Source organism: Collinsella sp. AM24-1, assembly GCF_003470325.1.
Lineage (GTDB): Bacteria > Actinomycetota > Coriobacteriia > Coriobacteriales > Coriobacteriaceae > Collinsella.
In genome coordinates this window covers 120,724-133,143 of the sequence record NZ_QRHM01000003.1, presented here as the reverse complement: position 1 = coordinate 133,143, position 12,420 = coordinate 120,724, and the positions used below count along the sequence as shown (strand labels likewise).

The window sequence follows — 12,420 nt, the reverse complement described above, 5'->3', positions numbered from 1 at the left end:
ATGGCAGACATCGCATTCGAGAAGGACCTCGCCGTCACCGAGACCGGCATCGGGGGCCTCAAGGTCGTCGACCTCGCCGTCCACGGCGACTCGCGCGGCTGGTTCAAGGAGAACTGGCAGCGCGCCAAGATGTGCGCCCTGGGCATCCCGGACCTCAGGGTCGTCCAGAACAACATCTCCTACAACGACAGCCGCGGCGTCACCCGCGGCATCCACGCGGAGCCCTGGGACAAGTTCATCTCCGTGGCGCGAGGCAGCGTCTTCGGCGCCTGGGTCGACCTTCGCGAGGGCAGCGAGACCTTCGGCAAGGTGTTCACCTGCACCCTGGACCCGTCCAGGGCCATCTACGTCCCGCGCGGCGTGGGCAACTCCTTCCAGGCCCTGGAGGACGGCACCGCCTACACCTACCTGGTGGACGCCCACTGGTCCCTGGAGCTCAAGAAGACCTACACCTTCGTGAACCTCGCCGACCCCGAGCTCGCCATCGAGTGGCCCATCCCGCTGGAGGAGGCGACCGTCTCCGAGGCGGACCTGAACCACCCGATGCTCAGGGACGTCGTCCCCATGGCGCCCAAGAGGACGCTCGTCACCGGCTGCAACGGCCAGCTGGGGCATGCGGTCCGCGCGCTGGCCGAGGAGCGCGGCGTGGCGAAGGACTTCGACTTCTGCGACATCGACACCTTCGACATGTCCGACCCGGACGCCTACGCGCAGTACGACTGGTCGCTCTACGGCACCGTGATCAACTGCGGCGCCTACACGGCGGTCGACAGGGCCGAGACCCCCGAGGGCCGCGCGGCCGCCTGGAAGGCCAACGCGACCGGCCCCGCCCTTCTCGCCCGCGCCTGCGCCGGGCACGGCATCACGCTCGTGCACGTGTCCTCCGACTACGTCTTCGACGGCACGGCCGAGGTCCATACCGAGAACGAGCCGTTCAGCCCGCTGTCCGTCTACGGCCAGACCAAGGCCGCCGGCGACATCGCCGTGGCGGGGTGCCCGCGCCACTACATCATGCGCAGCTCCTGGGTCGTCGGCGAGGGGCACAACTTCGTCAAGACCATGAGGGGGCTGTCCGACCGCGTCGCCGACCCCGAGGACGGGCTCGCGCAGGTCACGGTCGTCGACGACCAGCTGGGCCGCCTGACCTTCACGCGCGACATGGCGGCTGCCATCTTCCACGTGCTGGGGACCCATGCGCCCTACGGCACCTACAACTGCACCGGCTCCGGTGCCGTGAAGTCCTGGGCCGACATCGCCCGCGCCGTCTTCGAGGCCGCCAACGGCAATGGGGAGAAGGTAGTTCCGGTTTCGACCGCCGACTACTACGCGAACGCCGAGGGCCCCATCGCACCGCGCCCGGTCCACTCCGCGCTCGACCTGTCCAGGCTCGAGTCGGTCGGCTTCCGAATGCCCGACTGGGAGGAAGAGCTAAAACTTCATTTTGATTAGATGCCTTTAGTACATTGTTTGCATTCTTAAAATCAGTGAGAATGCAAACAATGCCATGGGCATTTATGCCATTTTGCCAAGTTGCACCAGGAATTTTTTGGATGGTTTTCAATGCATTTTAAACTTGCAAATTTGATTTTTAACGGATCTGATGCGATGCTGCAGTATCCATTGCTTTGCTATAGGGCAACGGAGGGTCTTGTTATTCCAACTTCGAATGACGCTATTGAAATCATGAAATCGACCAATGTTGATTTCACAACATATTTTAATGCGCTATCCATTTATAAGTGGCGAAAATACACTACTGCAAAGGCGTTTTATCTTCATATCGAGTATTGCGGCTCCGCCTTAACGCTTCAGCAGACGTATGCAAATAATTATTCTTGGATTCCTTCTACAATTGATGGCTCTGCGGTTAGTTTGCAACGATCCGATGAATGGAGTGCAGCTGAAATCGAACTCTCCCTTTGTGAGGGAGAGATTCTGCACGCTTTTAATATCAGTACTGAAGGCCCTGTTAATATTCGGAATGCGTATTATTATTGCGATTGTGAAGAACTGGATATTCATCCAGTTGAGCTAGCGCTTGCAACTACTACGTTTAAAAAAGAAGACTATATTGTCCGTAACGTATCTCTTTTACAAAAGAACATTATTGATTCTGATGAAGAGATTGCTGATCATTTCCACGTACACATTATTGATAATGGCTGTTCGCTGAATAGTGCAAACTTGGATTCATCGCGTGTTACTGTTCATCCAAATCCTAATGTTGGCGGGTCTGGTGGTTTTGCTCGGGGGATGATTGAGTCACTTGAGCAGAATCCTAAAGCGACTCATGTTCTTCTGATGGACGATGATGTCGAGGTTCTTCCCGAGAGTTTTATCCGCACTTTCAACCTGCTCTCTCTTCTCAAAGAAGAATATGCTGAGGCCTTTTTATCGGGTGCCATGATGAGCTTGGAAGAGCCCAATTTGCGTACCGAGGATTTAGGGTTCTTTACTGCTAAGGGAACTTTTTCTCCCCTTAAGCCTGCAGGCTATATGACCTCACTTCATGATGTCGTTGAGACCGAGATATATAAGGCCCCAACTGGCCTTTATGAGGACACTGCCCAACAGTATGCTGGCTGGTGGTATTGCGTTATACCTACCGCAACGATTGAGCGCGAGGGGCTGCCTTTGCCTTTATTTGTTCGTTCGGATGACGCCGAGTACGCGCTTCGCTGCAAGCCCAAGTTCATGTCCATGAATGGTATTTGCGTTTGGCATAATTCCTTTAAGTTTAAGTATAGTGCTGCCGTGGAGCGTTATCAGGTAAGCCGAAATACGCTAATCAGTCAGGCGACAACTGGCGCTGCGCCTCTCTCTGATTTTCTTTATGAGATTCGTCGAGAAGTCGAACTCGACTTGAAGAAATTTGACTACGATGACGCGCTCCTCGCCGTAAAGGGCCTTGAAGATTTTTTAAGAGGTCCCGAGTGGATTTCTCATCCTGTCGCTGAATCCCGTTTTATGGCGGCAAATCGTGAAAGGGAACAGTTGATTCCCATCGAGCAGCTCGTCCCTCAGGCAATAGAATTGGGTGTCGACTTGACGCAACTGACTTTTGGCAATTTGAGCCTTGGGGGTGACAGGTCTAGGCTCCAGGCATTTAAGGATTATCTGACCATTAATGGTCACCGTTTCGTTAACGATTCAGCGAAGCGTAGGGGCAAGGTTGCTGTTATTGATGCTGCGGGATGGGTTTATCCCGCAGGTAAAATCAGGGATGTTGACACGCTTATTGTGGTAGATATGCCTAATAAAAAGGGCATCATTAGACATATGGATAAGAAGCGATTCAAAGAGGTTTGGAGTCGTTTTCGTAAAGCCGAGAAGGAATTCAAGCGTAACAAAGATAAGATTTATGCCGAATACGCTTCGTATAGAGATGTCTTTACTTCGATCGATTTCTGGAAACAGTATTTGGAAGAGGCGTCGGAGTAGTCTTCATGTGAGTGGGTTTCAAGGTGGGACCCACTCATTCTTTTGTATCATATGAGTAATTGTGCTTCGTTCATTGTTTGTCGTTGCGAAGGTTAAGCCATGTCCTTGCTTTCTACTATTAAAAAGATCCTCCCTGGCTCATCCCGATCGTTGCATGCTATGCATGAGGATATGGACCGTCGTTTTGACGAGGTTTTTGCCCGTATTGAGCAGGCCGATAACGGTATCAATATGAATATCAATTACAAATTTGATACTCGGCTATTTCCAGAAATTGAATTGCTCAAGCAACGCCAACAAAGTCTGTCAGAACAAATGAGCCTTCGCTTTGAATTGCTAGCGCGACGTGCGTACCCCGATCTCACCCCTTTTGAGCTCCGTTGCAAAATCTTTGATGCATTACCCGACGCCGAGGGTGATATTCGATTGATGCAGCAGGCAAACGAAGCGTTGATGAGTAAGCTAGACGCGATTTGTGCTGCCAATAATATTCAATACTGGCTTTCTTATGGTTCTCTTGTTGGCACCTTGTCTCGATCGGGTTTTATTCCTTGGGACGACGATATTGATATCTGCATGCTTAGGTCCGATGTGGATAAGCTCACTGCCGCTTTAAAAGACGACCCTGAATTTCAAATCACTCTCGTATATGACTGGTTTGTAAAGTGCCGTCAAGTTCGCTTTTGTTCAACTAATTCGCTTATACCTTGTTTTGTGGACATTTCGATTTACGACCGGGCGGCCGAGAATTCCAAGCGCGCGAACGATCAGCTTAGGCAACTTAGAATTGAGCTTATGGATTTCTTTGACAATAATGAACGTGAGTTTAGTTTTTGGAAAGATAATCCTTGGATGGTTCATCCCGACAGCGGTCTTAGCGTGCAGTGCGGGGATGTTGACTTGGAAGCTCAGAGAACAGTTGTTTCTTTTGCGGAGATTGATCTTGTCCAGAGCGTATTCGATTCGTTTAACGAAAAGGCTCATGCACTTGGTTTGTTGACCGATGAGCCTCATGGCGATTTTGCATACGCGATTGATAACGTTTTTGATGCCCCTAAGCGAAAAATAATTTGGGATCGCAACGATATTCTTCCCGTAAGAAAGCATCCGTTTGGCGGTTTCTCTTTTTCGGTTCCTGCGAAAGCGGAAAAGGTCGCTGACGCCTGTTATCCTGGATGGCCTTACATGCCTATGGACATCTGCGGGCATGATCATTTTGCAAAGGATGTTTTGTCTGATCCTGATGTTCGCTCCGCGATGGCAAAGTTTGTCGACGAATGTAATTAGTAGTTACAACGGCTTTGATTAAGGTATTTGAAATGCAGTTTAAACTTGCGAATGTTGTACTTAAAGTTGAAAAGCATGCAAAGGATTTTCCCGAACTCTACTATCGCGTGCTCTCTGGTGATGCTTCGTATGATGACGACATTCATTCACTTCATGTCAATGGACACGTTGACTTTCTGACGTATGTGAATGGCTTATCTGCTGGCAAATGGCGTCAGTATGCGTCTGTTGACGGCGTCGTCTTGCATATGGCTTTATTTGGCAGGGGCCGGGTTGTCGTTCATGGAGTGAGATCTAGCGAGCTGAATCCTGTCGAGCTTAAATCGAATCCTTTTGATGGCGATGAAGTTGATCCTTGCGTTCTCGATATTGATATCGATACAACCGGTTACGACTTGATCGGTTTTAGGATTGAGAGTGATGAGGGCTATTCCGTAGACCTCTTGAACGCCTCTTATCTGGCTGATGTTCCTGAGGACTCAATTAACCAGATCAATCTTGCTCTTTCTACTACTACATTTAAGAATGAACGATATATTCTTCCAAACATTGAACTCGTTAAAACCGGCATCTCTAAAGAGGACGGTCCGATTCGTGACCACTTCCACATGTTTATCGTCGACAATGGCCAGACGCTCGATTCTGCATCACTTTCCGATGAGCTAGTCACCGTGCTTCCGAATCCCAATACGGGCGGTTCGGGAGGATTCGCACGTGGAATGATGGCGGCCACTGAAGCTCCTAGTCAGTTCACCCATATCATTTTGATGGATGACGATGTCTCTATCATGCCCGAGAGTTTGATTCGTGCGTTTAACCTGCTCTCTCTTGCTAGGGGCAAATATAAGGATGCCTTTATTAACGGTGCCATGCTTTCGATGGAGGACCCAACTCGTCAGTTTGAGGATGTCTCGTATGTGGCGACCACCGGTGCCTATCGTCGAGTAAAAGAAGATCTGAATGTCGGCAAGCTGTCCGATATCCTCGAAAACGAACGTACAAACGTCGAGGTTGACCAGGCTTACGGAGCCTGGTGGTATAGCTGCATTCCGGTGAAGGCTATCGAAAAGAACGGCCTTCCCATGCCTTTCTTTATTCGCTGCGACGACGTTGAGTTTGGCATGCGCAATAAGCCTGTCTACATGACCATGAATTGCATTTGCGTGTGGCATGCAAGCTTTGAGGGGCGTTTCCGCGCTTCGGTTGATTGCTACCAGTACTTCCGTAACTTCTTTGCCATGATTGCTCTCGATGATTGTGCTGATGAGAAGATGTTTGTCCTTCGTATTCAGCGAGGGGTACGTCAGAACTTGCGCGATATGGACTATCAGGCTGCCGAGTTTATTCTTGATGGCTTTGAGGATTATCTGCGTGGCCCTGAGTATCTCCAGAAGCTTGATGGCGCCGCGACGATGATCGGCAAGGGTAAGTTAAACGAAAGGCTGATTCCTGTTTCCGAAATGGATCCAGAGCTTCTTCGCAAGGCCGGGGTTACGGAGCAAGTGCTCGCTAATGTTAATCTGGAATCCCATCCTTCGAAGTTTATGAAGTACTGGAGATCTATTCCTTACGACAAGCACTATCTTCCCGATGCGCTGTTGCGCGGTAAGCCCGGCTATGTAGTTAAGAATGGCAGTTGTACGCTTGAGGGCAACTCGACGCGTTGCAAGACGCTGGTCTTTCTTGATCCGACCCGCGAGCAGGGGTCGGTTCGCACGATGGATCGAGTACGATTTAAGAGCATTCGGCGCCGAGAGCACGAACTGATGAAGCGCTATCGTAAAGAAGGCAAGAGCGTTAGAGGAGCATGGAAAGATTCCATGCCGTATATGACTTCACGAGAGTTCTGGGAAGAGTACTTGGGACTTAAATAAGAAGAGGCCCAGACTGAGTCCGGGCCTCTTCTTATTTATCTATCTTAGAATTTCAGCCGGTGCTGCCTGATTTTTGACTGAATGGGCCCAATGATCAATGTGTCGACCAACGATGCTATCGCTAACGCCAATCCATATGCCAACGCCGTCGCGAGTAGCCAGGTGAGCAGCCGTAACGGCCAAGCTAGCGTCGCATATCCACCATTCAAAGCGGTGGCATAGACAATATTGATGGCGAATTCAATCGTTGTGTACTGAAGGAGATAGATTGAGTAAGACCTTTTCGCAGACCATTCAATGGCTTTAGATAATACATCCGAAGAGATTTTAAGCCTGTCTATAGCAATAAATACGGCAACAGTTGTAACCATCCAGTTATAACTTGGGTCCGCTCGTTCGAATCCGAAATACGCGCTAATAATGTCTAGGATAAAGAATAGAATGCCGGCAACCTTAATTAGGCGAACTTCTCTTATGTCCAGTAACGGGCTGACGCGTTTAATGAAATATCCCATACAAAAGAACGTAAAATACGTTCCTCCGAGTAGCGATATGGGTATAAAGCGCTGAAACATACTTATGGCAGCCGCAAGGGTTATATGCTGAGAGTTGATGAGCAAGGACTTTGTAACGCATGATAGCCCGCCCCACGCATAAATTCCTAGGGTTACGAATAAGGCTATTTTGCAGGTACGATCATCGAGCGCATCAAACATTTTCGATAGTATCGGTGCTACCAAAATGAAAGGTATGAGTGCCGGGACAAACCACCAACCGCCTTGAACCAGGTCGCTTGTATATCGTATATAGTTCGTATCCTGTAATGAGCCGGTGGCAGTTTTGAATGCGTACAATAGTCCGGCATATACGAAGATGGGTAGCAATAGAGACAGGGCCTTATCGAATAGGTAATCCTTGTAACTTTTCTTAAGTGGCTTAAATGCGAAATAGCCAGACAGGCAGAAGAAAATTGGATCACAGATAATGGCAGCCGTGCTTGCTATTGGACTCGCGTTGATGTTTCTAAAGCTGCCCAGTTGTGGTGCAATGTGGACGACAACAACCAAAAACATCGATAGGGCTCTTAGGAGGTCCCAGTTTGTAAGACGTTTGCTTGTGCTCATTGGATTCACTCACCTTTTGTTTTGTGCGTCTTATATACCTGTAGCTCCCATTGCTTTCGTTCAACTTTCGCAACCGAGTCGAGGATAAGCCCCGTTGCCAGGCTTAGCCCGCATAGGAACATAAACGAGACGGCGAGCATTGCGGTGGGGAAGCGAGGGACTAATCCGGTCTGGAAGTACTCTGCGACGATTGGTATACCGAGAGCGAGCCCTATGATGGCAAAGATGATCGCGATAAGACTGAAGAACTTGAGCGGACGATAGTCTTTAAAGAGCGTGCCAATCATTGCGATGACCTTGATGCCGTCGCTTACCGTGTTGAGTTTTGATTCGGAGCCGGCGGGTCGATCTCGATACTCCACCGGCACGTCTTGAATGCGCCAGCGGTGGTCGACGGCGTGGATGGAGAGCTCGGTTTCGATCTGGAAGCCCTCGCTCAAGACGGGGAAGGTCTTGACGAAGGGCTTGCTCATGGCTCGGTAGCCGGTCATCACGTCGTCAAAGCTGTAGCCGTAAATCCACTTGATCATGGCGCGAACAAGGTTGTTGCCAAAGCCGTGAAAGGCTCGTTTATTCTCTTCGGCATAGGTGCCGTTTGACAGGCGATCGCCAACGGTCATATCTGCTTCGCCGTTAAGGATGGGATTGCAGAGTGACTTGGCAGCTTCGGCGGGGTAGGTATCGTCGCCGTCGACCATCAAGTAGCATTCGGCATCGACATCACGGAACATTTGGCGGCACACGTTGCCTTTGCCCTGCCTGGGCTCGTGGCGCACTGTTGCCCCGTGTTGCTTTGCGATTTGCGAAGTGCCATCGGACGAGTTGTTATCGTAAACGTAGACAATTGCACCGGGCAGCTCTCGATGAAAATCGTCGACAACTTTGCCAATCGTCAGCGCTTCGTTGTAACAGGGGATTATGACGGCGGTATTCGAATAGTCCATGTAGGACCTCCTTTAATGACTCATCTGGTCGAAAGTATACCTATCGCCTGCCCCTTTGATTAGATATGGGTTAGTTCTCCAGATTTGTTGCGGTGGGTTATCGTCAACGTGGGAGGGCTATACTTTCCACTGTTATGTTTTACGAGACAAGGAGATGGTCCGTGGCTGACAATGTAGAGAGTCAGAAAGCGGTGGCTAAACCGGCCTCTCACGCTAAAAATGATTTTGAAAAGGACAAGTTCATTCTTAAGCAGCTTGTCACCAAAGATTTTAAAATCAAATATCGTCGCAGTGTTTTGGGCGTGGCATGGTCCGTGCTTAACCCGCTGCTGATGATGGTTGTTATGTCGATCGTGTTTTCGACGATTTTTGGCCAGAGCCGCAATGGGTCAATTGCGCCTGAAATGTATCCGTTATATCTGATTGTCGGTAACATTACGTTCTCTGTCATGTCCGAGTCGACGAACCAGGCGCTCATGTCCATCATTTGGGCGTCTTCTCTGCTCAAGAAGGTTAAGGTCCATCGCTGGGTGTTTCCGGTGCAGAAGGTGCTGTTTTCTCTTGTCAACTTTTCCTTCTCTTTGGTTGCCGTCGCCCTTGTTATGCTCTTTTTCCGTGTTGTCCCTACCTGGCATTTAATTCTGCTGCCGGTTTGCCTGCTGTTGCTTATGTGCTTCTGCATGGGCTTGGGCATGATGTTGTCGGCGCTGGCGGTCTTTTTCCGCGACGTTATGCACCTGTGGACCGTTGTTATCACGGCCTGGATGTATCTGACGCCTATTTTCTGGACGACCGATTACATCAGCCAAATGGCACATTGGATCCAGGTGCTGGTGGTCTTGAATCCCATGTACAACTATCTCCAGTTTATGCGTGATATCTTCCTGTTCAATACCGTGCCTTCTGCGCTTACGTTCGGCTTATGTGTTGCCTGGGCTGTTCTTGCTCTTGCTATTGGCTATACCGTATTTCATAAGACCGAGCACAAGTTTATTCTCTACATCTAAGGAGTGCTGTTTATGACTGAATCTGCTATTGATTACAGCAAGCAGCCCCTTGCTGTTGAGGTTAAAGACGTTACCATGATTTTCAACATGGCGTCCGAGTCCCTGACAAACCTCAAGGAGTATTTTATTAAGCTCGCCAAGCACGAGCTGTTCTTTGAGGAGTTCCGTGCACTTAAGCACATTTCGTTTGATGTGCATCGCGGCGAGGTCGTTGGTCTTGTTGGTACTAACGGTTCCGGTAAGTCTACGATGCTCAAGATCATCGCTGGCGTTTTGGAGCCCAGCGAAGGCGAGGTTAAGGTCCACGGCAATATCGCGCCACTGATTGAGCTCGGTGCCGGCTTTGACCCGGAGCTTACCGCACGTGAGAATATCTATCTGAACGGTGCGCTCCTTGGATACACCAAGGAGTTTATTGACGCTAGCTTTGACGAGATCATCGAGTTTGCTGAGCTCAAAGACTTTGTTGACATGCCCTTGAAGAACTTCTCTTCGGGTATGGTCGCGCGCATTGCCTTTGCTATCGCCACGATTACCGAGCCCGATATCCTGATCGTCGATGAGACGCTTTCTGTTGGCGATGTCTTTTTCCAGCAGAAGTGTGAGCGTCGCATTCAGCACTTTATCGAGAGTGGTGACGTCACGGTCTTGTTCGTTTCTCACTCCATGGAGCAGGTTGAGCGCATTTGCCAGCGTGCTGTTTGGATTGAGAAGGGCGACTTGCGTATGGATGGTCCCGTGGATGAGGTCTGCAAGGCATACCACGACCAGTTCAAGTAGGTTATAATCTTTTAGTCGCGCGAACTTGTACCCGCTTGGACGTGCGGCTTTTATGCTCCATTAGCTCAGTTGGATAGAGCAGGGGACTTCTAATCCCAAGGTCGACGGTTCGAATCCGCCATGGAGCACCAGAGAGTTTTTGAAGACCCGGTTATTGTGCCGGGTCTTTGCTTTTTGGGACGCGTGCGCGTGCAGTGCTCCCTCAACAATAAGTCCGATGCAGCGATGCTGCACCGGACTTTCTACATTTCAGAATGGCTATCAGCCTTTGGCTGTTGGGCTCTTACGCCTCAGTCGGCTCCACGCCCAGCTCGTTGCGGACGAGCTCAAAGGCGGCGGCGATGGCCTTGTCCATGTCGTAGTACTTGTAGCCGCCCAGGCGACCGGCGAAGACCACGTCGCCCTCCTGCGCCGCCAGCTCCTCGTACTGCCTGTACAGGGCCTCGTTCCTGGCGTCGTTGATGGGGTAGTAGGGCTCGTCGCCGGGCTTCCAGTCCGCCGGGTACTCGCGCGTGATGACGGTCTTCTCCTGCGTGCCGAACTCGAAGTGCTTGTGCTCGATGATGCGCGTGTAGGGGACCTCGCGCTCGGTGTAGTTGACCACGGCAACGCCCTGGTGGTCCTGCTCGTCGAGCGTCTCGGTCTCAAAGCGCAGGCTGCGGTACTCGAGCGTGCCCAGCTTGAAGTCGTAGAACGCGTCGATGGGGCCGCAGTAGATCGTCTTGGCGGCGATGTCGGGCTCGGCGGCGGCCAGCTCCTTGTACTCCACGCCGCAGCGCACCTCGACGCCCTCGAGCATGTTGGCGACCATCTTGGTGTAGCCGCCCATGGGGATGCCTTGGTAGCGGTCGTTGAAGTAGTTGTTGTCGTAGGTGAAGCGGCAGGGGAGGCGCTTGATGATGCTTGCGGGCAGGTCCTTGCAATCACGGCCCCACTGCTTCTCGGTGTAGCCCTTCACGAGTGTCTCGAAGATGTCGCGGCCGACGAGCGACAGCGCCTGCTCCTCGAGGTTCTGCGGCTCTCCGATGTTCTCGGCGGCCACCTGCTCGGCAATCTTGGCCTTGGCGTCTGCTGGCGTGACGACGCCCGGCCACATCTTGGCGAAGGTGTTCATGTTGAAGGGCATGTTGTACATGCTGCCGCGGAAGTTGGCGACCGGCGAGTTGACATAATTGTTGAACTCGGCGAAGCGGTTGACGTAGTCCCAGACGTCCTTCATGGAGGTGTGGAAGATATGCGCGCCGTAGCGGTGGACCTGGATGCCCTCGACGTCCTCGGTGTAGATGTTGCCGGCGATGTGATCGCGGCGATCGATGACCAGGACCGACTTGCCGGCGCGCTTGGCGGCGTTGGCGAAGACGGCGCCAGAGAGGCCGGCGCCGACGACTAGGTAATCGTACTGGGACATGGATATGCTCCTTTGTATGTCAATTGGACAGCTACTTAAGCTTTGGGACAAACAAACCTGATTATTTAGTCCCATGGATTAGTGTAGCAGATACTCTTTCAGCAGCTCCATCGCGTGTGCGTAGCCTTGGAGGCCTTCGCCGGTGATGGTGGCGAAGCAGGCTAGGCGTGCGTAGCTCACCTGGCGGAAGTCCTCGCGCGTCTCTACGGCGCTGATGTGCACCTCGACGGCAGGGATGGCGACGGCCTTGAGGGCGTCAAGGATTGCCACGCTGGTGTGCGTGTAGGCTGCCGGGTTGATGACGATGCCGTCGACCTTGCCGTAGGCCTGCTGGATCTTGTCGACGATGCCGCCCTCGTGGTTAGATTGGAAGACCTCGACCTCGTCGAAGCCCTGTGCGGTGCCCGCTTCCTGGCAGATCTGCACTAAGCGGTCGTAGTTGTCGCTGCCATAGATGCCCGGCTCGCGAATGCCGAGCATGTTGAGGTTGGGGCCGTTGATGACGAGTGCTTTCATGGTTGCTTCCTTTGCGGTTGGAAAACCACCACAAAGGTG

10 protein-coding genes and 1 tRNA gene are annotated in these 12,420 nt (G+C 51.6%); 7 read left to right on the top strand and 4 right to left on the bottom strand.

Going from position 1 to position 12,420, the window contains the following annotated elements; all coding sequences use genetic code 11:
* From DW661_RS02190 to DW661_RS02175, 4 genes are all read left to right on the top strand, one after another.
* Positions 1-1,449 (top strand): sugar nucleotide-binding protein, encoded by a 1,449-nt coding sequence (locus DW661_RS02190; protein WP_118934388.1) that lies wholly within the window; start codon positions 1-3, stop codon positions 1,447-1,449.
* Positions 1,450-1,560: 111 nt separating this feature from the next.
* Entirely contained in the window at positions 1,561-3,441 is a 1,881-nt protein-coding gene (locus tag DW661_RS02185) for a glycosyltransferase (RefSeq protein WP_118934385.1), read from the top strand.
* Between the two features lie 99 nt (positions 3,442-3,540).
* Positions 3,541-4,728, top strand: coding sequence for a LicD family protein (locus DW661_RS02180; protein WP_118934383.1), 1,188 nt, complete (start codon positions 3,541-3,543; stop codon positions 4,726-4,728).
* A 32-nt stretch (positions 4,729-4,760) separates the two neighbouring features.
* Entirely contained in the window at positions 4,761-6,602 is a 1,842-nt protein-coding gene (locus DW661_RS02175; protein ID WP_118934381.1) for a glycosyltransferase, read from the top strand.
* Positions 6,603-6,646: 44 nt separating this feature from the next.
* Here the strand turns inward: DW661_RS02175 and DW661_RS02170 are convergent, their stop codons facing one another.
* Positions 6,647-7,726, bottom strand: a complete 1,080-nt coding sequence (locus tag DW661_RS02170) for an acyltransferase (RefSeq protein ID WP_118934379.1) — start codon at positions 7,724-7,726, stop codon at positions 6,647-6,649.
* Positions 7,727-7,731: 5 nt separating this feature from the next.
* A complete protein-coding gene (locus DW661_RS02165) occupies positions 7,732-8,670 on the bottom strand; it encodes a glycosyltransferase family 2 protein (RefSeq protein ID WP_117776187.1) in 939 nt (312 codons plus the stop codon).
* A gap of 161 nt (positions 8,671-8,831) precedes the next feature.
* Between DW661_RS02165 and DW661_RS02160 the strand changes: the two genes are divergently transcribed.
* The 3 genes from DW661_RS02160 (at position 8,832) to DW661_RS02150 (ending at position 10,588) form a co-directional block, all read left to right on the top strand.
* Entirely contained in the window at positions 8,832-9,677 is an 846-nt protein-coding gene (locus tag DW661_RS02160) for an ABC transporter permease (protein WP_233547435.1), read from the top strand.
* A gap of 12 nt (positions 9,678-9,689) precedes the next feature.
* Positions 9,690-10,457, top strand: coding sequence for an ABC transporter ATP-binding protein (locus DW661_RS02155; protein ID WP_117776189.1), 768 nt, complete (start codon positions 9,690-9,692; stop codon positions 10,455-10,457).
* 54 nt (positions 10,458-10,511) lie between these two features.
* A tRNA-Arg gene (locus DW661_RS02150) sits at positions 10,512-10,588 on the top strand.
* Positions 10,589-10,740: 152 nt separating this feature from the next.
* On the opposite strand, the gene glf is transcribed toward DW661_RS02150, so the two are convergent.
* The gene (gene glf, locus DW661_RS02145) at positions 10,741-11,865 is read right to left on the bottom strand and encodes a UDP-galactopyranose mutase (RefSeq protein ID WP_118934375.1); all 1,125 of its coding nucleotides are present in this window, start codon (positions 11,863-11,865) and stop codon (positions 10,741-10,743) included.
* Between the two features lie 78 nt (positions 11,866-11,943).
* Positions 11,944-12,381: a type II 3-dehydroquinate dehydratase gene (gene aroQ, locus DW661_RS02140; RefSeq protein ID WP_118934373.1), complete on the bottom strand. Its 438-nt coding sequence runs from the start codon at positions 12,379-12,381 to the stop codon at positions 11,944-11,946.
* Between the last annotated feature and the right edge of the window lie 39 nt (positions 12,382-12,420).

What these genes read in the sequence shown, in the direction of transcription:
- DW661_RS02170 (WP_118934379.1), bottom strand. Translation starts at nt 7,726, where the DNA reads ATGAGCACAAGCAAACGTCTTACAAACTGGGACCTCCTAAGAGCCCTA.
- DW661_RS02155 (WP_117776189.1), top strand. Translation starts at nt 9,690, where the DNA reads ATGACTGAATCTGCTATTGATTACAGCAAGCAGCCCCTTGCTGTTGAG.
- DW661_RS02185 (WP_118934385.1), top strand. Translation starts at nt 1,561, where the DNA reads ATGCATTTTAAACTTGCAAATTTGATTTTTAACGGATCTGATGCGATG.
- glf (WP_118934375.1), bottom strand. Translation starts at nt 11,865, where the DNA reads ATGTCCCAGTACGATTACCTAGTCGTCGGCGCCGGCCTCTCTGGCGCC.
- DW661_RS02165 (WP_117776187.1), bottom strand. Translation starts at nt 8,670, where the DNA reads ATGGACTATTCGAATACCGCCGTCATAATCCCCTGTTACAACGAAGCG.
- DW661_RS02175 (WP_118934381.1), top strand. Translation starts at nt 4,761, where the DNA reads ATGCAGTTTAAACTTGCGAATGTTGTACTTAAAGTTGAAAAGCATGCA.
- DW661_RS02190 (WP_118934388.1), top strand. Translation starts at nt 1, where the DNA reads ATGGCAGACATCGCATTCGAGAAGGACCTCGCCGTCACCGAGACCGGC.
- aroQ (WP_118934373.1), bottom strand. Translation starts at nt 12,381, where the DNA reads ATGAAAGCACTCGTCATCAACGGCCCCAACCTCAACATGCTCGGCATT.
- DW661_RS02180 (WP_118934383.1), top strand. Translation starts at nt 3,541, where the DNA reads ATGTCCTTGCTTTCTACTATTAAAAAGATCCTCCCTGGCTCATCCCGA.